We start from the raw sequence: 24,041 nt of genomic DNA, 5'->3' as shown, positions 1-24,041 counted from the left end.
CGACCGACACCGATGTCGTTGGCACATACGTGCACTCATACGACTCCTCCCACCAGCGCCCGAGCCCGATCCCTGCCATGCGGCCCTCGCAGGAGCCATCGGGCGGTGAGTCCCACACCCCGATCTACGACGCGCTGTACTCCGAGTACCGCCGTTCGTTCCGGGCGCTGCCGGGTGACCGGAGCGGCGAGGAGAATCTCGGCTTCGTTGCCTTCGGCACCAGTCTCTTCGGCAGCCGCCTGCCGCTGAGCAGCCACTCCGGCCACTCCGCCGGGTTCTCCACCGGTCTCTCCGTGGCGGGCGGTGCCACGGGACACGGCACCAGTGCCGGCTCCGGCGGCCTCGGTTCCTGGCACCGGGTGGGCCGGCACTCCGGGCGCACCCAGCCGGCGGCCCTGCCCCCGGGTTCGCGGGGCGCCTGACCGTACGTCCGCGGATGCCCGACCGCACGAAGGAGCCCCGGGCCGTCTCTCGTCCGAGACGGCCCGGGGCTCTTTCGTGCGTCCGTGCGTGCTACTTGTTGCGGCCGCGCTTCTCGCGGACCCGCACCGAGATGTGGATCGGGGTGCCCTCGAAGCCGAACTCCTCGCGCAGCCGGCGCTCGACGAACCGCCGGTAGCCGTGCTCCAGGAAGCCCGAGGCGAACAGCACGAAGCGCGGCGGCTTGGTGCCGGCCTGGGTGCCGAAGAGGATCCGGGGCTGCTTGCCGCCGCGGACGGGGTGCGGGTGGGAGGCGACGATCTCACCGAGGAAGGCGTTCAGCCGGCCGGTGGGGACGCGGGTCTCCCAGCTGGCGAGGGCGGTCTCGATGGCCGGGACGAGCTTCTCCATGTGCCGGCCGGTGACGGCCGAGACGTTGACCCGCGGGGCCCACGCGATCTGCGCGAGCTCCGTCTCGATCTCCCGCTCCAGGTAGTAGCGGCGCTCCTCGTCGAGCTTGTCCCACTTGTTGTACGCGATGACCAGGGCGCGCCCGGCCTCCACGGCCATGGTGATGATGCGCTGGTCCTGGACGCTGATGGACTCGCCCGCGTCGATCAGGACGACGGCGACCTCGGCCTTCTCCACGGCGGCGGCGGTACGCAGCGAGGCGTAGTAGTCCGCGCCCTCCTGGAGGTGGACGCGGCGGCGGATACCGGCCGTGTCGATGAACTTCCAGGTGATGCCGCCGAGCTCGATCAGCTCGTCGACCGGGTCACGGGTGGTGCCGGCCAGCTCGTTGACGACGACGCGGTCCTCGTTGGCGACCTTGTTCAGCAGCGAGGACTTGCCGACGTTCGGACGGCCGATGAGCGCGATCCGGCGCGGGCCGCCGATCGCGGTGCCGAAGCGCTGCGCGGGCGCCTCGGGAAGCGCTTCGAGCACGGCGTCGAGCAGGTCGCCGGTGCCGCGGCCGTGCAGCGAGGAGACGGGGTGCGGCTCGCCGAGACCCAGCGACCACAGAGCGGTGGCGTCCGCCTCGCCGCTCTGTCCGTCGACCTTGTTGGCGCAGAGCACGACGGGCTTGCCGGCCCGGCGCAGCAGCTTGACGACGGCCTCGTCGGTGTCGGTCGCGCCGACCGTCGAGTCGACCACGAAGACGACCGCGTCGGACGCCTCGATGGCGTACTCGGCCTGGGCGGCGACGGAGGCGTCGATGCCCAGCACGTCCTGCTCCCAGCCGCCGGTGTCGACGACCTTGAAGCGGCGGCCCGCCCACTCGGCCTCGTAGGTGACGCGGTCGCGGGTGACGCCGGGCTTGTCCTCGACGACGGCCTCGCGGCGGCCGATGATCCGGTTCACCAGCGTCGACTTGCCGACGTTGGGGCGGCCGACGACGGCGAGCACGGGCAGCGGTCCGTGACCGGCCTCGTCGATGGCGCCCTCGACCTCTTCGAGGTCGAAGCCCTCCTCCGCGGCGAGCTCCATGAACTCCGCGTACTCGGCGTCGCCAAGCGCTCCGTGCTCGTGGTCCGAGCCGTCGGAGTGAATCTGGTCGTTCATGAAGTCCGTTCCTCTTTGCATCATCATCGATGGGCCACGACTGCGCGGCCCACTACTCAAGTCTTACCTAGCGCCCGGTGAAACGCCTGGCCTCGTCCAGATGGGCGGTCAGCCGTGCCTGGATCCGTACCGTCGCCCCGTCCAGCGCCTTGCGCGTACGCCGACCGCTTCCGTCGCCCGCCTCGAAGGCGTCGCCGAAGACGACGTCCACCCGGCTGCGCAACGGCGGCAGTGCCGATATCAACCGTCCGCGGCGCTCGGTGCTTCCCAGGACGGCCACGGGCACGATCGGCGCCCCGCTGCGTACCGCGAAGTACGCGAGCCCGGCGCGCAGGGAGGCGAAGTCGCCCTCGCCCCTGGTCCCCTCGGGAAAGATCCCGAGCGCCCCGCCCTTCTCCAGCACGCCGAGGGCGTGGGTGATGGCGGTGCGGTCGGCGGTCGTACGGTCCACCTTCAGCTGACCGATTCCACGCAGGAACGGGTCGAGCGGGCCGACGAACGCCTCCTTCTTGATCAGGAAGTGGACGGGCCGGGGCGCGGTGCCCATCAGCATCGGACCGTCGATGTTGTGCGAGTGGTTCACCGCGAGTATGACGGGTCCGGAGGCGGGGACTCGCCACGCACCGAGAACGCGGGGCTTCCACAGCCCGTACATCAGCCCGATGCCGATCCCGCGCCCGACCGCCGCTCCGCGCGGCGAGGGGCGGCCCGTGGCCTGGGTCACTTCGTGGCCCGCTTCTCCTCGACGAGGGTGACGACACACTCGATGACCTGCTGAAGGGTCAGCTCTGTGGTGTCCACCTCGACGGCGTCGTCCGCCTTGGCGAGCGGGGAGGTCTTGCGGCCGGAGTCGGCCGCGTCCCGCTTGATCAGCGCTTCCTTGGTGGCGGCGAGGTCGGAGCCCTTGACCTCTCCGCTGCGCCGGGCGGCGCGGGCCTCCGGGGAGGCGGTGAGGAAGATCTTCAGGTCGGCGTCGGGCAGCACCGTGGTGCCGATGTCGCGGCCCTCGACCACTATGCCCCGGTCGGCCGCGGCGGCGATGGTGCGCTGCAGCTCGGTGATCCGGGTGCGCACCTCGGGGACCGCGCTGACGGCGCTGACCCTGGAGGTGACCTCCTGGGTACGGATCGGGCCCGAGGCGTCCTCGCCGTCGACGGTGATCGTCGGGGCGGCCGGGTCCGTGCCGGAGACGATGACCGGCTTGGCGGCCGCGGTCGCCACCTCCATCGCGTCCTGGACGTCGATGCCGTTGTTCAGCATCCACCAGGTGATCGCCCGGTACTGGGCGCCGGTGTCCAGGTAGCTCAGGCCGAGCTGCGCGGCGACGGCCTTGGACGTGCTCGACTTGCCGGTGCCGGAGGGCCCGTCGATGGCGACGATCACTGCGGCCGGAGCCGTACGGGTTTCCACGGTGGTGGACACCTTCCTGGTACACGGGGTGGGCGGGACGGGGGCGTGTGCGAACCCGCCCCGCACAAGGTTACCGAGTGTCGGGGCCGGCCTCCGCACCCCTGTGGACAACTGCCTCCCGGTCCCGCCGCGCCCCTGCCTACTGCCGTATCGACCAGCCGCGCTCGCGCAGCGCCGCGCTCAGTGCGGGCACCGCGCTCGGCTCGACCATCAGCTGGACCAGACCGGCCTGCTGCCCGGTGGCGTGCTCGATGCGCACGTCCTCGACGTTGACCCCGGCCCGTCCGGCGTCGGCGAAGATCCTGGCCAGTTCGCCCGGCCGGTCGCTGATCAGCACGGACACCATCTCGTACGCGGTGGGGGCGGTCCCGTGCTTGCCGGGCACCCTGACCCGGCCGGCGTTGCCGCGGCGCAGGACGTCCTCGATGCCCTCGGTGCCCTCGCGGCGCTTGTCGTCGTCACCGGACTCCAGACCGCGCAGCGCCCGTACCGTCTCGTCCAGGTCGGCGGCCACCCCGGCCAGCACGTCGGCGACGGGGCCGGGGTTGGCGGAGAGGATCTCCACCCACATCCGGGGGTCGGAGGCGGCGATCCGGGTGACGTCCCTGATGCCCTGGCCGCAGAGGCGTACGGCGGTCTCGTCGGCCTCCTCCAGGCGGGCGGCGACCATCGACGAGATCAGCTGCGGGGTGTGGGAGACCAGGGCGACGGCCCGGTCGTGCGCGTCGGCGTCCATGACGACAGGGACGGCCCGGCAGAGCGCGACCAGCTCCAGGGCGAGGTTGAGGACCTCGGTGTCGGTGTCACGGGTCGGGGTGAGGACCCAGGGCCGGCCCTCGAACAGGTCCGCGGTGGCGGCGAGGGGGCCCGACCGCTCCTTGCCGGCCATGGGGTGCGTACCGATGTACGGCGTGAGGTCGAGGCCGAGTGCCTCCAGCTCACGGCGCGGGCCGCCCTTCACGCTGGCGACGTCCAGGTAGCCGCGGGCGATGCCGTCCCGCAGGGCGGTGGCCAGGACCGTGGCCACGTGGGCGGGCGGCACGGCGATGATCGCCAGGTCCACCCGCTCCTCGGGCGCCTCGTCCGTACCGGCGCCCAGCGCGGCGGCGGTGCGGGCCGACTGGGGGTCGTGGTCGACGAGGTGGACCCGGATGCCGCGCCCGGCGAGGGCGAGGGCTGCGGACGTGCCGACGAGGCCCGTTCCGATGACGACGGCGGTTCTCACTGGGCGATGTCCTTGCGGAGTGCGGCGGTGGCACCGAGGTACACGTGGGCGATCTCGGACTTGGGAAGGTAGGTCTCGACGTGCGCCAGGACGCGCACCACGCGGGGCATGGCGCCCACGATGTCCAGCTCCTGGGCGCAGATCAGCGGTACGTCGACGATACCGAGCCCGCGTGCGGCGGCGGCCGGGAAGTCGCTGTGCAGGTCCGGGGTGGCCGTGAACCAGATGCTGATCAGGTCGTCCGCGACGAGACTGTTGCGTTCGAGAACGGCGGTCAGCAGGGCGCCGACCTGCTCGTCCATGTGTCCGGCCTCGTCCCGCTCCAGCTGGACGGCTCCGCGGACCGCTCGTACCGCCACGTCGTGCTCCTCGGTTCTTCGTACTCGATCTCTGCACGATCAGCCTAGAGGGGTGACGGGGTGGACGGTCCGGGGTGCTCTGTCCGTGAGACGGGGCGGGCGCGCAGTCCTCCGTCCCTGCAACGGAGCTCGCACACGAGCGCGGCCCGGGTCCTGCCCGGCCGTGATCCGCCGGACCGGCCCCGGGCCGCCTCCGCTGTCGGTCAGAGCTGCTGCTCGCGGACCAGGTCCTCGATCGAGCGGCCCTCCGGCACCTCCCCCGACGGGGTCAGTCTGTCGACCGCGGTCGGCAGCGACCGGGCGATCTGGTCGGCCGCCTGCTCCGTACTGACCCCTGCCTCCTGGGCGACCTTCCGCAGGGTCTCGTCCGGCAGCGCCTCGGCGATCTGGGCACCGCTGACCGGCTGGTTCTCCCCGGTACCGACCCAGGAGTGGGCCTGGTCGACTAGGCCGGACCTGGTGAGCATCCCGATCAGCCCTTCGAGCGCGTTGCCGCCGCCCTGGCCGCTCCGGCCGCCGCCGAGTGCGCCCAGCAGCGCGCCGAGGATGTTCCCCGCGCCGCCCGGACCGCTGCTCTGGCCGCTGCCGCCCAGCAAGCCGCCGAGCAGGCTGCCAAGATCGTTTCCTGCCATGGTTCTGCCTCTCCAGAGGGGATGATTTATCGACAATGTCGATCAGAACCCGGGCTTGTGCCACTTGAGCGCGGCACTCCGTGCCAGGGCGGCGACGCCGAAATTCCCGGTGTGCCCCGGCCCCGCTCACGTACCCTCGCCGGCATGATCACCCCCGGACCCGAGGCTCTCGTCCGCGACCACACGGTCTACTCCTGCGTGATGGGCTCGCGCGCCTTCGGGCTCGCCACGGAGGAGAGCGACACCGACCGGCGCGGTGTGTTCCTCGCGCCGACCCCGCTGTTCTGGCGGTTCGAGAAGCCGCCGACGCATGTCGACGGCCCGGCGCCGGAGCAGTTCTCCTGGGAGCTGGAGCGCTTCTGCGAGCTGGCGCTGCGCGCCAACCCCAATGTGCTGGAGTGCCTGCACTCGCCGCTGGTGGAGCACATCGACGACGTGGGCCGTGAACTGCTCTCCCTGCGCGGCGCGTTCCTGTCCCGCCTGGCCCACCGGACGTTCGTCCGCTACGCGTCGGGGCAGCGCAAGAAGCTGGAGGCGGACGTACGGCAGTACGGGGCGCCGCGCTGGAAGCACGCCATGCATCTGCTGCGGCTCCTGAGCACCGGCCGCGACCTGCTGCGCACCGGCGAGCTCACGATCGAGGTGGGCGCGGCGCGCGACGAACTGCTGGCGGTGAAGCGGGGCGAGGTGCCGTGGGAGGAGGTCGAACGCCGCATGAACCTCCTCACCGAGGAGAGCGAGGAGACCGCTCGGAGCTCCCCGCTCCCCCCGGAGCCGGACCGGGCCCGGGTGGAGGACTTCCTGATCCGCACCCGCCGGGCGTCCGTGGACCGGTTCCAGGGCCTGTCCGGCGGATCAGGGCCTGTCAGGCCCTAGGAGAACCCGCCAACCGCACCCGCACCACGAGGTCGTGCAGCGCGTCGAACCCGGCGGCCGCCGCGGGAAGCCCCGATTCCGCCTGGGCCTCGTCCAGCACCCCGTGCAGCGCCGCGACGTCCCGCGACACCACCGCACCGTCCACCTCCCCCGCTCCCCCGTGCTCCGCCTCGGCCTTCGCCTCGATCAGCTCGGGCAGGTACGCGGGCGCCGCCACCTCCCCGAGGAGGGTCGGCAGATGGGCCCGCACCTCACCGCTGCGCATCAGGTGGATCCCGGTGAGCAGCGCCCGGAACGTGTACAGCAGCGGCTTCAGTTCACCGGTCTTCCCGAAGAGCCGCCACTGGGTGCCCGCGAACCCCCGGTAGTGGTGGGCGTGGTTGCGGGTGACCACGCCCGGCGCCAGCTCCACCAGTTCCGCGTGCGGCTCGCTGGTGTGCACGACCAGCGGCGAGAGCAGCTGTTCCAGCACGTAGCCGTTGGGCTTCAGCATCAGCCGGACGAACTTCCGCAGGTCGTGCGTGACGAGATCCATCTCGACCCCGTCCCGGTCCCACATCCGCGAGCGCGTCTCCTCGGCCTCGCGCAGTCCCACGAGGTCCTCCGCGGGCAGGAGATGGACCCCCCGAAGGTCCACATCCGAGTCCTTGGAGGGGAACCCGTACAGATGCGCCCCGGAGACCGTGGCGAAGAGCAGCGGGTGACGCTCCCCGGCCAGGACCGGGCCGAGGTCGGTGACCGGCAGACCGGCTTCCCTGAGGTGCTTGGTTTCCATGCTCATGGATCAAGAATCCCAGAGCGCCCCCAGCGACAGCAGATCGCTCCGGTACTCGATCCGCTCCGCCCACTCCTTGGGCCAGGCCGCCGCCCCCAGGTGCGCCCCGGCGAACGCGCCGGTGAGGCAGCCGAGGGAGTCCGAGTCGCCCCGGGTGCAGGCGGCGCGGCGGAGTGCGGTGACGGGGTCCTCGGGGAAGAGGAGGAAGCAGTGCAGGGCCGTGGCCAGGGCTTCCTCGGCGATCCAGCCGTCGCCGGTCAGCTCGCAGGGGTCGGTCTCCGGGGACGGGGCGCGCAGCGCGTCCTGGACGCGGGCCAGTGCGGTGAGGCATTCGTCCCAGCCGCGCTGGATGTACAGCTCGGGCGAGGAGTCGCCCGCGTACCGCCAGAGGTCGCCGAGCCAGCGGGTGAGGTAGCGGCCGCTGTTCTCGTACGCGTAACTGCGCAACTGGCCGATCAGGCCCATGGGTTCCGCCCCCTGCGCCAGCAGGTACACGGCGCGGGCCGTCAGGTCGGACGCGGCGAGCGCGGTCGGGTGCCCGTGGGTGAGGGCCGCCTGCAACTGGGCGGCGCCGGAGCGCTGTTCCTCGCTGAGTCCGGGGACGAGTCCGATCGGCGCGACCCGCATGTTGGCGCCGCAGCCCTTGGAACCGGTCTGGCTGGCCTCCTGCCAGAGCCGGTCGCTGTCGAGCAGCCGGCAGGCGGTCATGCAGGTACGGCCGGGGGCACGGTTGTTGTCGGGCGAGTGGTACCAGTCGACGAACTCCTCGCGCACCGGGCGGGTCAGCCGCAGCGGGGTGAGCAGCCCGCGGTCCATGGCGGTGCGGATGCCCCGTCCCAGGGCCAGTGTCATCTGGGTGTCGTCGGTGACGTGTGCCGGCTTCGGCAGCCGCATCGTGCGCCACGGACCGCACTTGGCGAGGATCGACGGGACGTTGTTGAACTCGGTCGGGAAGCCCAGTGCGTCGCCGAGCGCGAGCCCGGTCAGCGCGCCGGTGGCGGCCTGCTTGGTGATGGTCCTGGTCACGATCACGTGCTTCTTCCTTCCGGTCTCAGCAGTGGTGGGTGCAGGGCGGTAGCGGCACCCGCCCGGTAGAGCGCGGCCGGTTTCCCCCGTCCGCCGGTGCGGCGCGGCGATCCCTCCACGGCCTGGACGAAGCCGGGTGTGGTGAGGACCTTGCGCCGGAAGTTGGGCCGGTCCAGCTCGACGCCCCAGACCGTCTCGTACACCTGCTGGAGTTCCCCCAGGGTGAATTCGGGCGGGCAGAAGGCGGTGGCCAGACAGCTGTACTCGAGCTTGGCGCCGATCCGGTCGTGCGCGTCGGCGAGGATCCGTTCGTGGTCGAAGGCGAGCGGGCCGAGTGCCCCGGCGTCCCACCACCGGGCGCTGGCCGCGTCGCCGCCGCCGCGCGGTTCGGGCAGGTCGGGTACGAGTGCGGCGTAGGCGACCGAGACGACCCGCATCCTGGGGTCGCGGTCCGGATCGCTGTAGGTGCGCAGCTGTTCCAGGTGGAGGGCGCTGACGGTGCCCTCGGTCAGTCCGGTCTCCTCGGCGAGTTCCCGGCGGGCGGCGGACTCGGCGGACTCCCGCGGCAGCACGAAGCCGCCGGGCAGCGCCCAGTGCCCCTTGTACGGGTCCTCGCCCCGTTCGACGAGCAGGACGTGCAGCCGGCCGTCACGGACCGTGAAGACGGCGAGGTCGACGGTGACCGCGAAGGGTTCGAAGGCGTGCGGGTCGTAGCCTTCGGGGACTTCGGGGCTCATCGGTGCTCCGGCAGGGGCGCGGCGAAGTTCCAACTGTCGGCGAGCAGTGCGTCCACGGCGGCGACCGCGGTGGCCAGGCGTTCCTGACGGCCGCCGGTGAGCTCTATGAACTCCCTTCCGGTACGGGTGAGTTCGGCCCGGAAGCGGTCGGTCATCCAGGGCCGCAGCTCCTCGCCGTCGCGCAGTCCGTCGTCCTCGAAGGCGACGCCCTCGTGGTCGGTGAGCAGCCACAGGTGGTGGGCGACCCGGTCCGCGGTCTCCTCGACGAGCGGGTTGCGTCCGCCGATGTACCGCTCGTGCCAGACGGTGGTGGCGAAGGAGTCGGTGTCGCAGAAGAGCACCGGCGACCCGGTGCGTGCGGCGGCCTCCTCCCTGTCGTTCTGGGTCCGGGCGATCAGCGGGAAGTCGTCGGTGGTGAAGCTGACGTCCTCCCACTGGGCCCCGGGCCACCGCTCGCGCAGGGCGGCCAGCTTCTGTTCGCTGAACTCCCGCCCGTACTCGGCGACGTATCCGGTCCGCGCCCAGACGCCGCCGCGCGCGCGGTAGTGGTCGGCGAGGGCGCGGGCCACGGTCGTGGTGCCGGTGGATTCCGCGCCGAGGACGACGACCCGGCGGGCGAGGGCGGCCCGTACGGGCGGCTCCAGGAAGTCCCAGCAGCCCACCGGGTCCTTGCGGACGGCGGTACCGGAGACCGGGAAGACCGTGCGGTCGGGGTCGACGCAGACGGATTCGGCGCCGAACCGGCGGGCGAGTTCGTCCCCGTACGACTCCGAGGTGAAGACGGCATCCACCGGCTCGGGCACGGCCCCGGTGAAGACGGCCATGTGCGCGTCCCAGATCACCGGGTCGTGGAGGTCCATGCGGATGTCGTCGACGGCGCCGACGACCCGTACGTCCGGGTGCACCTCCCGCATCCAGGCCACCCGGTCGGCGAGCGGCACGGACTCGACGGAGGCGGCGCAGACCAGGACGGTCAGCCGCTCGCAGCGGTCCTGCGCGGTGCGGACGAGGTGGTGGTGGCCGGCGTGCGGCGGGTAGAACTTGCCGAGGACCAGCCCGTGCCCGAAGCGCTTCATGCCGCCACCTCCGCCAACTGCCGCCGCTGTCCGGTGAGATCACGCCTCCAGTTGCGCAGGCCGAGCAGGCAGAGCGTCAGGAAGCCGATGTACAGCAGCGAGGTCAGATAGAGCTCCTTGTACGCATACAGCGGGATGTACACCACATCGGCGGCGATCCAGAGCCACCAGGACTCGACGAGCTTGCGGCACTGCCCGTACGTCGCCGTCAGGGACAGCGCGGTCGTCAGGGCGTCCCAGAAGGGCACGGTCGAGTCGGTGGCGTGGTCGAGCAGGACGGTGAGGGCGACGGTCCCCACCGCCCCCGCCGCGAGCAGCCAGGTCCATTCGGTGCGCGTGGTGCGCCGAACCGGCAGGTCCGGTGAGCCCGGTCCACCCCCGTGGGTCCAGGTCCACCAGCCGTACGCGGCAAGGGCGATGAAGACGATCTGGAGTCCGGCGTCGGCGTACAGACCGGACTGGGCGAACAGCAGGATGAAGAAGAGGTTGTTGGCGATGCCGATCGGCCAGTTGGCGAGGTGCTGGCGGGCCACGAGCCATACGCACAGCGCCCCGCTGCCGAAGCCGAGCACCTCGGTCCAGCTGACCGGGGTGTCGAGCACCGTCACCAGGGGTTGCTGCAGGGGATCGAGGAAATCCGCGAGACTCACACCCGCCTCCTTCTTAATAGTCACTCTGACTATAAAGGTGGAAGGAGCGCAGGAAAAGGCCCGCGGCCGGTTCCTGTTCGAAATTCGAGAACAGGAACCGGCCGCGGGCCGTGGAGCGGACGGAGGAGGGTTACAGACCGACCTCGCGCATCAGCATGCCCACCTCGGTGTTGGTGAGGCGGCGCAGCCAGCCGGACTTCTGGTCGCCCAGCGGGATCGGTCCGAAGGATGTCCGTACGAGCCGCTCGACCGGGAAGCCGGCCTCTGCCAGCATCCGGCGGACGATGTGCTTGCGGCCCTCGTGGAGGGTCACCTCGACCAGGTAGTTCTTGCCGGTGTTCTCGACGACCCGGAAGTGGTCGGCGCGGGCGTACCCGTCCTCCAGCTGGATGCCGTCCTTGAGCCGCTTGCCCAGGTCGCGCGGGAGCGGTCCCTGGATGGCCGCCAGATAGGTCTTCTTCACCCCGTACTTGGGGTGGGTCAGGCGGTGGGCCAGCTCACCGTGGTTGGTGAGCATGATGATGCCCTCGGTCTCGGTGTCCAGCCGGCCGACGTGGAAGAGCCGCGTCTCACGGTTGGTGACGTAGTCGCCGAGGCACTGGCGGCCGTCCGGGTCCTCCATCGAGGAGACGACACCGGCGGGCTTGTTCAGCGCGAAGAAGAGGTAGGACTGGGCGGCGACGGTCAGACCGTCGACCTTGATCTCGTCCCGATTCACATCGACGCGCATGCCCTGCTCGAGGACGATCTCGCCGTTGACCTCGACGCGGGCCTGCTCGATCAGCTCCTCGCACGCCCGGCGCGAGCCCATGCCGGCCCTGGCGAGGACCTTCTGCAGCCGCTCGCCCTCCTGCTCGGCGCCCGGGTGGGTCTTGGGCGTCTTGATGTCGGCCTTGCCCGCGTACCTGTCCCGGTTGCGCTGCTCGATCTTGGCGTCGAGCTCACGCGGACGGGACGGGGCGCCGTACGGGGTACGGCGGCCGCTGCTCCTGGAGCCGCCGGTCGCCGCCTTCGGGCCGCCCTTGGCGCCGCCGCGGGCCGCCGCGCCGCGGCCCTTACGGGTGCCGCCGTCGCCGCCCGGCTTGTCGTTGCCCACGTCGTAGCGGCGCTCCTCGGGGCGGGGCCGGCGGGGGCGCTGCTCCTGCTTGTCGTCACGCTCGGAGCCGGGAACCCGAGGGTTCGGGTTGCTGTTCCTGCCGCTGCCGGTGTTGTTCCTGCCGCCGCTCCTGCCGCCGCCGCTCCTGGCTCCGCCGCCGCTTCCGCTGTTCCTGCCACTGCTTCGCATCAAAAATCCGTCTTGTCGTCTGCGTGAGTATCCGGGGTGTCCGGTGCGTCCGGATCGAACGACGGCACACCCTCTAGCGTCTCAGCCTCGATCGCGTCCGCCTCGGGGAGGAAGGGCGCGAGCTCCGGGAGCTCATCCAGGCCGCGCAGGCCCATCCGCTCCAGAAAGTAGTTCGTCGTCCTGTACAGGATCGCACCTGTTTCGGGTTCCGCGCCCGCTTCCCCCACCAGCCCCCGCTGCAACAGGGTCCGCATGACCCCGTCACAGTTCACGCCGCGGACCGCGGAGACCCTGGAACGGCTGACCGGCTGGCGGTACGCGACCACCGCGAGGGTCTCCAGCGCCGCCTGGGTCAGCCGGGCCTGCTGGCCGTCCAGGACGAAGCCCTCCACGGCCGCCGCGTACTCGGGACGGGTGTAGAAGCGCCAGCCGCCCGCCACCAGCCGCAGCTCGAAGCCGCGCCGCTGCACGGTGTACTCGTCGGCCAGCTCGCGCAGCGCGTCGGCGACGTCCCTGCGCGGCCGCTCCAGCACCTTGGCGAGGTGCTCCTCGGTGGCGGGTTCGTCGACGACCATGAGGACGGCCTCCAGCGCGGGCCTGAGATCGAGATCCGCGACGCCGGAGCCGGTCTTCTCCTGCTGACTCATGCCTTCCCATCCTCCTGGACGTCCCTCGCCTCGGTGTCGAACTCGTCCGTGACGACGGGCCCGGCCCCCTCTCCCCCGGCCCAGCGCACCATCAGCTCCCCGAGCGCCTCGTCCTGGTCGAGCGCGACGGCCTTCTCCCGGTACAGCTCCAGCAGCGCGAGGAACCGGGCGACGACGGTGAGGGTGTCCGGGGCGTCCTCGGTGAGCGTACGGAAGCTGATCTCGCCCGCCTCCCGCAGCCGCGCCACCACGATCCCGGCCTGTTCCCGCACGCTGACCAGCGGCGCGTGGATGTGGTCGACGTACACCTGCGGCTCGGGCCTGGGCTGCATCGCCTTCACGGCCAGCGCGGCGAACCCCTGTGCCCCGATGCTGATCACGACCTCGGGCAGCAGCTCGGCGTGGTGCGGCTCCAGCCCCACGGTCCGCGGGAAACGCCGCCCCTCCGAAGCCAGCCGCTCGCTGAGGATGTCCGCGATGCGTTTGTACGCGCGGTACTGGAGCAGCCGGGCGAAGAGCAGGTCCCGCGCTTCGAGCAGCGCCAGATCCGCCTCGTCCTCCACCTCGGCGGCGGGCAGCAGCCGGGCCGCCTTCAGATCGAGCAGGGTCGCGGCGACAACGAGGAACTCGGTGGTCTGGTCCAGGTCCCAGTCCGGCCCCATGGCACGGATGTGCGCCATGAACTCGTCGGTGACCTTCGACAGCGCGACTTCGGTCACATCGAGCTTGTGCTTGGCGATGAGCTGGAGGAGGAGGTCGAACGGCCCCTCGAAGTTCGCCAGCCGGACGGTGAACCGCCCGTCGTCGGCGGGCCCGGGAGGCCCAGTGGGCTCGGTGTCCCCGGGGGCCGCACTCGGCACCTCAGGTGCCTCGGGCGCGGGCGGCGCAGGGGCCTCTGCCCCGGCGCCGCCGCCCATCGGCTCCGGCACGCTCGCGCCGCCCGGACCGCGCCCCAGGGGGCGGCGTGGGGTGCGGGCGGGCTCGTCGGTCGTCGGCATGGAGGTCCAGGGGCAGCGGGATACGGGCGGCGGGCCGAGGCCCGTACGGAAAGGGCCTGGCCGCTCGTCCGGCGGCCGCCCACCGGGGGCAGGCTACCGGCCGCCGCACCGGTCAGCGGCCGCGCAGCCGCCGTACGAGGATGCTCGCGTCGCCCCGCGACTCCAGATCCGCGAGCACCACCGCGACCGCCTCACGGACGATCCGCCCGCGGTCGACGGCGAGCCCGTGCTCCCCGCGCAGCACGAGGCGGGCGTGCTCCAGGTCCATCAGTTCCTCGGCCGAGACGTAGACGGTGATCTTCTCGTCGTGGCGCTCGCGGCCGCTGGGCCTGCGGTTCGCCCCACGCCCGCCTCCGCGCCTGCGCTGCTGCTGGACGGCAGGGGCGGGAACCGCCTCCTGCGTGGACGAGGACGCGCCGGGCGACGCGGACGGGGGTGCGGCCGCCGGTACGGACTGCTGGGGCCTGCGGCCCGCCTGTGCGGCCACCGCGACCCGGTCGGCGTCGCGGCTGCGCGACTCCCCCGCGTCGGCGTCCGCCGCGGAGTGCTCCTCGCGCGAGGAGCCGTCGGCGTCCTGCGACACTTCCGTGCCGGATCCGTCCGTCCCGGAATCGTTCTCCCCGGCCGGACCGGGCACCCGGGCCTCACCGTTCGCCTTGCGTCGCCGGTCCGCGGGGGACGAGGCCTGGAGCCCCATTCCTCCGGTGGTACGGAACAGTTCGTCGGCCCCGGGCAGACTCACTCGGCGTGACACCGGGCGAGCACCTCCCTGGCGAGCTGGCGATAGGCGGCGGCACCGACCGAGTTGGAGGCGTACGTGGTGATGGGCTCACCGGCGACGGTGGTCTCCGGGAAGCGCACAGTGCGCCCGATGACCGTGTGGTAGACGTGGTCGTCGAATGCCTCGACGACGCGCGCGAGGACCTCACGGCTGTGCACCGTACGGGAGTCGTACATGGTGGCGAGGATGCCGTCGAGCTCCAGATCGGGGTTGAGGCGCTCCTGGACCTTCTCGATGGTCTCGGTGAGCAACGCCACACCACGCAGCGCGAAGAATTCGCACTCGAGCGGCACTATGACCTTGTGGGCGGCCGTGAGGGCGTTCACGGTGAGCAGGCCGAGCGACGGCTGGCAGTCGATCACGATGTAGTCGTAATCGGCCATCAGCGGCTTCAGGGCGCGCTGCAGCGTGGATTCCCGGGCGACCTCGCTCACCAGCTGCACCTCGGCGGCCGACAGGTCGATGTTGCTGGGCAGCAGGTCCATGTTCGGGACCGCGGTCTTCAGCAGGACCTCGTCGGCCGACATGCCCCGCTCCATGAGCAGGTTGTAGACCGTGAGGTCGAGCTCCATCGGGTTGACGCCGAGCCCGACCGACAGGGCACCCTGCGGGTCGAAGTCGACGAGCAGGACGCGTCGTCCGTACTCCGCGAGTGCGGCGCCCAGGTTGATGGTCGACGTGGTCTTGCCGACGCCGCCCTTCTGGTTGCACATCGCGATGATCTTCGCGGGGCCGTGATCGGTCAGCGGGCCCGGGATCGGGAAGTAGGGCAGGGGCCGGCCGGTGGGGCCGATCCGCTCGCGGCGCTGGCGGGCAGCGTCGGGCGCGAGGGTGGCCGCGTACTCCGGATCGGGTTCGTACTCGGCGTCGGGGTCGTAGAAGTGCCCCTGGGGCACCTCGTCGAAGTCGGCGAAGTGGGCGGTTTCCCGGCCACTCTCGTTGCCGGCCATGGCGTTCACGTGTAGGCCGTCCATCATCTGGGGGGCTGTCGTCATGTGCTGTTGGGTGGCGAAGGTGCGGACAGCGACGGAGCCGACAGCCTCCAGCCCGTTCGGGCTCTGGCCCCGTGCAGGCATCCCTGGATGAACACCCCCGGGAGTAAATGTCGACTCATTCACAAGTCGTCTTACCTCCTTGGACGTGACCAGGAAACTTATCGATAGGTCAGCGTGGCACCATGCCGACGATTGGCGACTCTATGGCGTGTCACCGCTTCGCAGCAACACAATCCGTCGGACCCGGCCCGATGTGTCGGCAATCGAACACGCCCCTGTCAAGGGCGTGCGGCCACCGGGGCACAGATTTAACGGGCGTACGAATCGGCTAAAGGGTTACGTTCGAGACGAGTTGAACGGGGTCGCCGAAGGGGCCCGGCATGCGTACGGCCGGACCTTGCTCGGCAAGGTCCGGCCGTGTGCGTGAGGTTGACGGAAGGTGTTGACCCGTCAGCCGAGGAGCGAGCTCAGCTCGACGTGCTCCAGGCCGTGCGCCTCGGCCACCTCGCGGTAAACAACCTGCCCGTCATGGGTGTTGAGGCCCTTGGCGAGCGCGGCGTCGCGGCGCAGCGCCTCGACCCAGCCGCGGTTGGCGAGCTCCACGATGTACGGCAGCGTGGCGTTGGTGAGGGCGTACGTCGAGGTGTTCGGCACCGCGCCCGGCATGTTCGCGACGCAGTAGAACACCGAGTTGTGGACCTTGAAGGTCGGCTCGGCGTGCGTCGTCGGGTGCGAGTCCTCGAAGCAGCCGCCCTGGTCGATCGCAATGTCGACAAGTACACTTCCGGGCTTCATCTTGGCGACGAGCTCGTTGGTGACCAGCTTCGGCGCCTTCGCGCCGGGGATCAGCACGGCGCCCACGACGAGGTCGGCCTCGATGACGGCCTTCTCCAGCTCGAAGGCGTTGGAGACGACGGTCTTCACCTTGGTGCCGAAGACCTTGTCGGCCTCACGGAGCTTGTTGATGTCCTTGTCGAGCAGCGTGACGTGGAAACCGAGACCGACGGCGATCTGCGTGGCGTTCCAGCCGGAGACACCGCCGCCGATGACGACGGCCTCGGCGGGCGCCGTGCCCGGGACGCCGCCCGGCAGCACGCCGCGGCCGCCGACCGAGCGCATCAGGTGGTAGGCGCCGACCTGCGGGGCCAGCCGGCCCGCGACCTCGGACATCGGGGCGAGCAGCGGGAGCGCGCGGTTCGCGGTCTCGACCGTCTCGTAGGCGATGGCCGTGGTGCCCGACTCGATCAGCGCGTCGGTGCACTCGCGGGAGGCCGCGAGGTGCAGGTAGGTGAAGAGCGTCTGGTCCTTGCGGAGGCGGTGGTACTCCTCGGCGACCGGCTCCTTGACCTTCAGCAGCAGGTCGGCGGTGGCCCAGACCTCGTCGGCGGTGGGGAGGATCTGCGCCCCGGCGGCGATGTACTCCTCGTCCGTGATGGAGGAGCCGGCCCCGGCGTTCTCCTCGACGACGACCTGGTGGCCGTGGCGGACGAGCTCGTGCACACCGGCAGGCGTGATCGCCACGCGGAACTCGTTGTTCTTGACTTCGCGGGGGATGCCGACCTTCACGTCGATCACGGTCCTTGGCTCAGAGGGTTACCCGGGCATAGCTATACATACCCGGATAGACACTACGTAAATGGAGACACCGCGAACACACGCGGCAGAGCCAGTCTAATGAAGGGTTTCGTGCTGTCTAGCCTTACAAAGCATTATTTTTCTGTCGCCGCACTACGGATTTCGCAGGTCACACCCTCCTGGCCCAGCAATCTGTCGGCCAGACCCCGGTGCAGCTTGGCCGCAGCCGGGTCGCCGAGCCTGTCGAGCGTGTCGGCCAACCGGAGCTCCAGCGCCGCCTGGAGTCGTACGTCACCTGCCCGCCTGGCCCACTCGACGGCCTCCTGGCAGGTGTGCAGGGACTCGTGCGGCCGGCCCGCGTACTCCTGGACCCGCGCCGCCTCGCTGAGCGCCCGCGCCTGGGCCGGCACGTCGCCGAGCCTGCGGTACCCGGCCGCCGCGGCGCGCCAGTTCCGCAGCGCCTCGCCGTACCGCCCGGCATAGGTGTGGACGGCGCCGAGCCGCCCGTACAGCCGTGCCTCGTCGGCCCGCTCCCCCTGGGTGAGCCGCTGCGCCAGCGCGCGGCCGTACCAGTCGGAGGCCCGCTGGAAGTCCCCCAGCTCGGCGTAGGCGCCGCCTACGGATTCCATCGCGCGGCCGGTGGCGTACGGGTCCTTCGCGGCCCGTCCGGCATCCAGCGCGGCCCGGTAGCGGGCCAGCGCCTCCCGGGTGCGGCCGGTCCTGGCGTCGAGGTCGGCGAGGTTGAGCAGCGCCGCGGCCCGCTCGCGCGGCAGCTCGCGCCGCTCGGCCACGGCCAGCACCAGGCCGTGCAGTCCGTACAGCTCGGGTGCGGCGGCCTCGGTGCCCTGGTGCACGGCCAGCGCCCGCACCAGGGCGGCCACCAACCGCCTTGCCAGGGTGTCGAGTTCACCGTCCTCGACGGCGATCCGGGCCGAGGCCAGCAGGGCGGGCCGGCGGATCCGCAGCCATTCGGCGGCCGCCTCGGGGCCCGGGAAGCGCAGCGAGCGCGGGAGCCCGGCGAGCTTGCGGCGGGCCGGGGAACCCTCGGGCTCGGTGACCGCCCGGCAGGACTGGAGCAGCCGTACGGTGCGCTCCAGCATCCGGGCCCTGGCCAGCTGGAGCTCCGCCGGCCGGTCCCTGGCCTCCAGCAGCGCCCGCAGCAGCGGCGCGAGGCAGCCAGGCACCTCGTACTGCGGCTGGTCCGCCCCGTTGGTGTGCAGCAGGCCCAGGGCCACGAAGTCGTCGAGGGTCGTCTGGGCGGCCGAGACGGAGCAGCCGGCCAGCGCGGAGGCGGTGTGGGCGTCGGCGAGTCCGGCGGGGGCGAGGGCGAGCAGCCGCAGTATCCGGGCCGCGGTCGGCGGCAGCGAGTCGTGGACCAGCCGGAAGGCGCGGGCCAGCGGGCGGGAGCCGGTGGACTGCTCCGTGTCGTCCGGCAGTTCGCGCAGCTGCTTGGTGACATCGGCGACCGATGCCATGGGGCGGGCGGCGAGCCAGCCGGCGACCATGGCCAGGGCGGCCGGCAGCCCGCCGCACTCCTCGGTGAGGGTCTCGGCGGTCCGCGGGTCGACGGTGATCCTGACCTCTCCGATGGTGCGGGCGAGCAGCCGCACGGCGGAGCCCGCGTCCAGGCCGCCGATGGTGCAGGGGCGGACGCCCGGGATGCCGGTCAGCGGGCCCTCGGACGTGGCGACGACCAGGCAGTCCGGGTTGTCCGGCAGCAGCGGGTCGACCTGTTCCGCGTCCGCCGCGTCGTCCAGGAGCAGCAGGGCGCGGCGTCCGGCGAGCTCCTCGCGGACCATCCCGGAGAGTTCGTCCCCGTCCGCGCCGGGCGGCCCGGTCACCCCCATCCGGTCGAGCAGCTCGCGGGCGGTGCGCTCGGTGGGCACCGGTGCGCCGCCGGGTTCGGTGAGCCGGACGCGGAGCAGTCCGTCGGGGTGGTCGCCCTCGGCGAGCAGCCTGCGGGTGAGTTCCTCGGCGAGCGCGGTGCGTCCGGATCCGGGGCGTCCGGCGATCAGCAGCACCCGGGCGCGGGCGGCCTTGCGGCCGGCCAGGGTGTCCAGGCCGGCCCGTTCGATGTCGGCCCGCAGCGCCTTCAACTCGCGGGCGCGTCCGAAGAATTGGGGTGGGGCGGTGCCGGACGGCTCCTCGGTACCCGCTGCCTCGGCCGGGCCGCTGGTGTCCACCGCCTGATCCGTCACGGGCCACGCTCCACTTCGCTGCACGCGTCGCCCGCCGGGACTCCGGTCCGGGCATTGTGAGCGTAGTTCAGGCGTGTGGACGTTCTGCCTGGAGCAGGACCGAGCACGACACAGAGGTCCCCCGATCGGATCAGTATCTTGTCGGATCGAAGGACCTCGGTGTGCGCCGTCCGGCGGTCCTGCCGCCCGTCAGGCCTCGAAGGGGCGGGCCGGCCACGGCGCGTCGGCCGGGCGCAGCGAATCGATCCCGTCACCGGCGAGCACCGCCGCGAGCGAGAGGACGCCCACCACGAGGCAGTTGTTGTGCAGCTCCCCCGCGAGCACGCCCCGTACCAGCTCCTGGAGCGGCACCCGGGCCAGCTCCATGTCGGCCTCCTCCTCGGAGACCTCGAAGCGCTCCCCGTCGGCCTCGGAGAGGTTCCGGGCCAGGAAGATCCGTACGGCTTCGTCGCAGCCGCCCGGTGTGGTGTAGACGTCGGTCAGCACCCGCCAGTCCTCGGCCTTGACGTACGCCTCCTCGTAGAGCTCGCGCTGCGCCGCGTTCAGCGGGTTCTCGCCGGGGACGTCGAGCAGTCCGGCCGGGATCTCCCAGAGCTTGTGGCGCACCGGGTGGCGGTACTGCCGCAGCACCACGACCCGGTTGTCGTCGTCGAGCGCGAGCACGGCGACCGAGCCCGGGTGGACCTGGTAGTCGCGGCGCACGACCGTGCCGTCCGGCATCACCACTTCGTCGGTGCGGACGCTGGTCTTGTTGCCGGTGAAGGGCGTCTCGGTCGCGGTGACCTGCCACTCCTCGGGCGTGTCCTGGAAACCCATCTACGTCCTCCCACGAAAAACAGAAACCGGGGTACGCGTCCTCGAAGGACACGTACCCCGGTCAACGTTAACGCCTGTGCGGCGCCGGACTACTTGCCCGACGGCTTGCCCTTGCCGTCACCGGCCGCGGCACCCGTCTTGCGCGCGACGGCCGCCTTCACCAGACCCGCGAAGAGCGGGTGCGGGCGGGTCGGGCGGGAGCGGAGCTCCGGGTGCGCCTGGGTGGCGACCAGGTAGGGGTGGATCTCGCGCGGGTACTCGACGTACTCGACGAGCTTGTTGTCCGGGGAGGTGCCGGAGAAGACCAGACCGGCCTTCTTCTCCAGCTCTGCCCGGTAGGCGTTGTTGACCTCGTAGCGGTGGCGGTGGCGCTCCTCCACGTACGGCTCGCCGTCGTACGCCTCGCGGACCAGCGAGCCCTCGGCGAGCTTCGCCGGGTACAGGCCGAGCCGCATGGTGCCGCCCAGGTCGCCCGCGCCCTCGACGTACGCCAGCTGCTCCTCCATCGTCGAGATGACGGGGTGCGAGGTGGCGGCGTCGAACTCGGTGGAGTTGGCGTCGGGGATCTCGGCGAGGTTGCGCGCGGCCTCGATCACGATGCACTGGAGGCCGAGGCAGAGGCCGAGCAGCGGCACCTTGTTCTCGCGGGCGTACTGGATGGCGCCGATCTTGCCGTTGACACCGCGGTCGCCGAAGCCGCCGGGGACGCAGATCGCGTCGACGTCACCGAGCTGCTTCGCGGCACCCGCCGTGGTCTTGCAGTCGTCCGAGGCGACCCACTTGACCTTGACCCGCGCCTTGTTGGCGAAGCCGCCGGCCCGGATGGCCTCGGTGACCGAGAGGTAGGCGTCGGGCAGGTCGATGTACTTGCCGACGAGCGCCACGGTGATCTCGTGGTCGGGGTTGTGGACGCGGTCCAGCAGGTCGTCCCACGTCGTCCAGTCGACGTCGCGGAACGGCAGGTCGAGCTTGCGCACCACGTAGGCGTCCAGGCCCTCGGTGTGCAGCACCTTCGGGATGTCGTAGATCGACTTGGCGTCCACGCAGGCCACCACGGCGGCCTCGTCGACATCGCACATCAGCGAGATCTTGCGCTTGATGGCGGTCGGTACGTCACGGTCGGCGCGCAGCACGATGGCGTCGGGCTGGATGCCGATGTTGCGCAGCGCGGCGACGGAGTGCTGGGTCGGCTTGGTCTTGAGCTCGCCGGACGGGCCGATATAGGGCAGCAGCGAGATGTGCACGACGAAGACGTTGTCCCGGCCGACCTCGTGGCGGACCTGACGGACGGTCTCCAGGAACGGCAGCGACTCGATGTCACCGACCGTACCGCCGACCTCGGTGATGACGACGTCGACGTCGTCGGTTGCCATGCGGCGGATGCGGTGCTTGATCTCGTTGGTGATGTGCGGGATGACCTGCACGGTGTCACCGAGGTACTCGCCGCGCCGCTCCTTGGCGATCACCTGCGAGTAGACCTGACCGGTGGTGACGTTGGCGGACCCGTCGAGGTCGACGTCGAGGAAGCGCTCGTAGTGGCCGATGTCCAGGTCGGTCTCGGCGCCGTCGTTGGTGACGAACACCTCACCGTGCTGGAAGGGGTTCATCGTGCCCGGGTCGACGTTCAGGTACGGGTCGAGCTTCTGCATGGTGACCCGAAGGCCGCGCGCCTTGAGCAGGGCACCGAGGCTGGAGGCAGTCAGACCCTTGCCGAGGGAAGAGGCGACACCCCCGGTGACGAAGATGTGCTTGGTCGTCGTGGATGTGGGCTGCATAGCCAAAGGGGGCTCCCGTGGTCGCGATCGTGAGGTGCGTACCGGCGTTTTCGTCCGGAGACTCCGGAGGCGCCGTCGCTGCGGTTCGGGGGCCTCGTCTGCGGTTGCGGACGACCACCGGTCCACGGGCTACCAGGGTATCAGCGCCGAGGGGAGCCCGCTTCCGGCCGCATCCCGGCGCCCACCTCGCATGATCACCACGAGTGTCCGCGCACACACCCGTTCGGGTGAGACCGGTTGTCAAGACCGTCGCGCGGATCACCTGGGTGCGTCGTATCCTGCTCGGACACTCGCCCCGGCACTCGCCCCGGGCGAGGTGACGCGTTCGCAGGTTCCCCCACAACACCCCCTTGCGACGACCTCTTCACCCGCAGTAATGCCCTACGGGGCGACATGGCCGTTCGACTGGAGACGCACGTGGCCGGGCGCATCGAGGATTACGCACTCATCGGAGACATGCAGACCGCCGCCCTGGTCTGCCGGGACGGCACAGTGGACTGGCTGTGCCTTCCCCGCTTCGATTCGCACGCCGTCTTCGCGGGACTGCTGGGCACCGAGGAGCACGGCTTCTGGCGCCTGGGCCCGGCGCGGGCGGACGGGACGCAGCCGCCGGCCGCGGACCGCCGCCGTTACCGCGGGGACTCCCTCATCCTGGAATCGGAGTGGGACACACCGCGCGGAACGGTCAGAGTGACCGATTTCATGCCACCGCGTGACGGTGCGCCGCAGGTGATCCGGATCGTGGAGGGGATCAGCGGCCGGGTGCCGATGCGCTCCGAGCTGCGCATGCGGTTCAGCTACGGCCGGGTCACCCCCTGGGTGCACAAGGTCGACGGCCGTACGGTCGCCGTCGCGGGCCCGGACTCCGTCTGGCTGGACACCCCCGCCGACACGTACGGCGAGAACCTCACGACGTACTCCGACTTCACGGTCGCGCCGGGTGACCGGATCGCGTTCACGATCAGCTGGCAGCCCTCGCACCACGAGCCGCCCGGTCTGCCGGACCCGGAGGGTTCGCTGGACGCGACCGCGGACTTCTGGCGCGAATGGGTCGAGCAGTGCACGTACCACGGGCCCTACCGCGAGGCCGTGGTCCGCTCCCTGATCACCCTCAAGGCCCTGACGTACGCGCCGACCGGCGGCATCGTCGCCGCGCCCACCACCTCCCTGCCGGAGGACATCGGCGGCTCCCGGAACTGGGACTACCGCTACACCTGGCTGCGCGACGCCGCGATCACCCTCTCCTCGCTGCTGCGCACCGGCTACCGCGAGGAGGCCCGAGCCTGGCGCGAGTGGCTGCTGCGGGCGGTCGCCGGCGACCCGGAGAACCTCCAGATCATGTACGGCATCGCGGGCGAGCGCGAGCTGGGCGAGGCCGAGCTGGACTGGCTGCCCGGTTACGAGAACTCGGCCCCGGTCCGGGTCGGCAACGGCGCGGCGGGCCAGCTCCAGCTGGACGTGTACGGCGAGGTCATCGAGGCGCTCCACCTCGCCCACATGACGGGCTTGACCCGCAACGACTACGCGACCGGGCTCCAGCTCAAGCTGATCGAGTACCTGGAGAAGCACTGGGACGAGCCGGACGAGGGCATCTGGGAGGTGCGCGGGCCGCGCCGCCACTTCGTCCACTCGAAGGTGATGGCCTGGGTCGCCGTCGACCGCACCATCAAGCTCATCGAGTCCGGGGACGCGGAAGGGCCGCTGGAGCGCCTGCACGAGCTGCGCGACGACATCCACCGCGATGTCTGCGAGCGGGGCTACGACCCGGAACGCAACACCTTCACCCAGTCCTACGGCTCGAAGGAACTGGACGCCTCGCTGCTGCTGATCCCGCAGATGGGCTTCCTGCCGCCGGACGACAAGCGCGTGATCGGCACGATCGAGGCGATCCAGCGCGAGCTGTCCACCGAGGACGGCTTCGTGCTGCGCTACCCCACCTCGGGCGAGGACGCGGGCGTCGACGGCCTGGAGGGCGACGAGGGCGCGTTCCTGGCCTGCTCGTTCTGGCTGGCGGACGATCTGGCGATGATCGGCCGGGTCGACGAGGCCCGCCAGCTCTTCGAGCGGCTGCTGTCCCTGCGCAACGATCTGGGCCTGCTCGCGGAGGAGTGGGACTCCCGGCTCCAGCGCCAGGTGGGGAACTTCCCGCAGGCCTTCAGCCATGTGCCGCTGATCGACACGGCGCTGCGCCTGACGGCGAGCGGGGCGTACGTCGGCTGAGG

Annotated in this window: 23 protein-coding genes; 3 read left to right on the top strand and 20 right to left on the bottom strand. The window is 71.3% G+C overall.

Annotation, left to right across the window (positions count from 1 at the left end; all coding sequences use genetic code 11):
* Positions 1-77: 77 nt before the first annotated feature.
* The gene (locus tag OG842_RS30735) at positions 78-422 is read left to right on the top strand and encodes a hypothetical protein (protein WP_266736252.1); all 345 of its coding nucleotides are present in this window, start codon (positions 78-80) and stop codon (positions 420-422) included.
* A 91-nt stretch (positions 423-513) separates the two neighbouring features.
* Here OG842_RS30735 and der read toward each other — a convergent pair whose 3' ends face one another.
* The 6 genes from der to OG842_RS30705 all read right to left on the bottom strand — a co-directional run bounded on the left by der (position 514) and on the right by OG842_RS30705 (position 5,609).
* On the bottom strand, positions 514-1,983 hold the full coding sequence (der, locus tag OG842_RS30730; RefSeq protein ID WP_072484253.1) for a ribosome biogenesis GTPase Der: 1,470 nt from the start codon (positions 1,981-1,983) through the stop codon (positions 514-516).
* A 67-nt stretch (positions 1,984-2,050) separates the two neighbouring features.
* Entirely contained in the window at positions 2,051-2,707 is a 657-nt protein-coding gene (locus OG842_RS30725; protein WP_266736255.1) for a lysophospholipid acyltransferase family protein, read from the bottom strand.
* Positions 2,704-3,405 carry a (d)CMP kinase gene (gene cmk / locus OG842_RS30720; RefSeq protein WP_266736256.1) on the bottom strand — a complete coding sequence of 234 codons (702 nt, stop codon included), beginning with the start codon at positions 3,403-3,405 and terminating at the stop codon, positions 2,704-2,706. Before cmk ends, OG842_RS30725 begins: the two co-directional genes overlap by 4 nt.
* A gap of 127 nt (positions 3,406-3,532) precedes the next feature.
* Positions 3,533-4,618: a prephenate dehydrogenase gene (locus OG842_RS30715; RefSeq protein WP_266736257.1), complete on the bottom strand. Its 1,086-nt coding sequence runs from the start codon at positions 4,616-4,618 to the stop codon at positions 3,533-3,535.
* Positions 4,615-4,977: a chorismate mutase gene (gene aroH, locus OG842_RS30710; protein WP_266736258.1), complete on the bottom strand. Its 363-nt coding sequence runs from the start codon at positions 4,975-4,977 to the stop codon at positions 4,615-4,617. Before aroH ends, OG842_RS30715 begins: the two co-directional genes overlap by 4 nt.
* A 203-nt stretch (positions 4,978-5,180) precedes the next feature.
* Positions 5,181-5,609, bottom strand: coding sequence for a YidB family protein (locus OG842_RS30705; protein WP_266736260.1), 429 nt, complete (start codon positions 5,607-5,609; stop codon positions 5,181-5,183).
* A 144-nt stretch (positions 5,610-5,753) separates the two neighbouring features.
* Here OG842_RS30705 and OG842_RS30700 point away from each other — a divergent pair, with 144 nt between their 5' ends.
* Positions 5,754-6,485 (top strand): nucleotidyltransferase domain-containing protein, encoded by a 732-nt coding sequence (locus OG842_RS30700; protein WP_266736262.1) that lies wholly within the window; start codon positions 5,754-5,756, stop codon positions 6,483-6,485.
* On the opposite strand, the gene OG842_RS30695 is transcribed toward OG842_RS30700, so the two are convergent.
* From OG842_RS30695 to OG842_RS30630, 14 genes are all read right to left on the bottom strand, one after another.
* Entirely contained in the window at positions 6,475-7,266 is a 792-nt protein-coding gene (locus OG842_RS30695) for a nucleotidyltransferase domain-containing protein (protein WP_266736263.1), read from the bottom strand. The genes OG842_RS30700 and OG842_RS30695 overlap by 11 nt on opposite strands.
* 3 nt (positions 7,267-7,269) lie before the next feature.
* Positions 7,270-8,292 (bottom strand): ADP-ribosylglycohydrolase family protein, encoded by a 1,023-nt coding sequence (locus tag OG842_RS30690; protein ID WP_266736264.1) that lies wholly within the window; start codon positions 8,290-8,292, stop codon positions 7,270-7,272.
* The gene (locus OG842_RS30685) at positions 8,289-9,023 is read right to left on the bottom strand and encodes an NUDIX hydrolase (RefSeq protein WP_266736265.1); all 735 of its coding nucleotides are present in this window, start codon (positions 9,021-9,023) and stop codon (positions 8,289-8,291) included. The genes OG842_RS30690 and OG842_RS30685 overlap by 4 nt, the downstream gene beginning before the upstream one ends.
* The gene (locus tag OG842_RS30680; RefSeq protein ID WP_266736267.1) at positions 9,020-10,099 is read right to left on the bottom strand and encodes an AAA family ATPase; all 1,080 of its coding nucleotides are present in this window, start codon (positions 10,097-10,099) and stop codon (positions 9,020-9,022) included. The genes OG842_RS30685 and OG842_RS30680 overlap by 4 nt, the downstream gene beginning before the upstream one ends.
* On the bottom strand, positions 10,096-10,749 hold the full coding sequence (gene pnuC / locus OG842_RS30675; RefSeq protein ID WP_266736269.1) for a nicotinamide riboside transporter PnuC: 654 nt from the start codon (positions 10,747-10,749) through the stop codon (positions 10,096-10,098). The genes OG842_RS30680 and pnuC overlap by 4 nt, the downstream gene beginning before the upstream one ends.
* Positions 10,750-10,879: 130 nt before the next feature.
* Positions 10,880-12,034 (bottom strand): pseudouridine synthase, encoded by a 1,155-nt coding sequence (locus tag OG842_RS30670; protein WP_266736271.1) that lies wholly within the window; start codon positions 12,032-12,034, stop codon positions 10,880-10,882.
* Positions 12,034-12,681 carry an SMC-Scp complex subunit ScpB gene (scpB, locus tag OG842_RS30665; protein WP_266736273.1) on the bottom strand — a complete coding sequence of 216 codons (648 nt, stop codon included), beginning with the start codon at positions 12,679-12,681 and terminating at the stop codon, positions 12,034-12,036. The genes OG842_RS30670 and scpB overlap by 1 nt, the downstream gene beginning before the upstream one ends.
* A complete protein-coding gene (locus tag OG842_RS30660) occupies positions 12,678-13,679 on the bottom strand; it encodes a segregation and condensation protein A (protein WP_266736275.1) in 1,002 nt (333 codons plus the stop codon). Before OG842_RS30660 ends, scpB begins: the two co-directional genes overlap by 4 nt.
* Before the next feature lie 112 nt (positions 13,680-13,791).
* Entirely contained in the window at positions 13,792-14,421 is a 630-nt protein-coding gene (locus OG842_RS30655) for a hypothetical protein (protein WP_266737340.1), read from the bottom strand.
* Positions 14,418-15,536 carry a ParA family protein gene (locus OG842_RS30650; RefSeq protein WP_266736277.1) on the bottom strand — a complete coding sequence of 373 codons (1,119 nt, stop codon included), beginning with the start codon at positions 15,534-15,536 and terminating at the stop codon, positions 14,418-14,420. Before OG842_RS30650 ends, OG842_RS30655 begins: the two co-directional genes overlap by 4 nt.
* Positions 15,537-15,905: 369 nt before the next feature.
* On the bottom strand, positions 15,906-17,021 hold the full coding sequence (gene ald / locus OG842_RS30645; protein WP_266737341.1) for an alanine dehydrogenase: 1,116 nt from the start codon (positions 17,019-17,021) through the stop codon (positions 15,906-15,908).
* A 143-nt stretch (positions 17,022-17,164) separates the two neighbouring features.
* On the bottom strand, positions 17,165-19,228 hold the full coding sequence (locus OG842_RS30640) for a tetratricopeptide repeat protein (RefSeq protein ID WP_266736279.1): 2,064 nt from the start codon (positions 19,226-19,228) through the stop codon (positions 17,165-17,167).
* Positions 19,229-19,417: 189 nt separating this feature from the next.
* On the bottom strand, positions 19,418-20,044 hold the full coding sequence (locus OG842_RS30635) for an NUDIX domain-containing protein (RefSeq protein WP_266736281.1): 627 nt from the start codon (positions 20,042-20,044) through the stop codon (positions 19,418-19,420).
* An 89-nt stretch (positions 20,045-20,133) separates the two neighbouring features.
* Positions 20,134-21,819: a CTP synthase gene (locus OG842_RS30630; RefSeq protein WP_266736283.1), complete on the bottom strand. Its 1,686-nt coding sequence runs from the start codon at positions 21,817-21,819 to the stop codon at positions 20,134-20,136.
* A 393-nt stretch (positions 21,820-22,212) separates the two neighbouring features.
* Between OG842_RS30630 and OG842_RS30625 the strand changes: the two genes are divergently transcribed.
* On the top strand, positions 22,213-24,039 hold the full coding sequence (locus OG842_RS30625; RefSeq protein WP_266736285.1) for a glycoside hydrolase family 15 protein: 1,827 nt from the start codon (positions 22,213-22,215) through the stop codon (positions 24,037-24,039).
* The last annotated feature ends 2 nt before the right edge of the window (positions 24,040-24,041 follow it).

This window comes from Streptomyces sp. NBC_00376, from assembly GCF_036077095.1.
GTDB lineage: Bacteria > Actinomycetota > Actinomycetes > Streptomycetales > Streptomycetaceae > Streptomyces.
The sequence above is the reverse complement of the archived record's forward strand: the minus strand, read 5'-3'. Positions and strand labels throughout refer to the sequence as shown.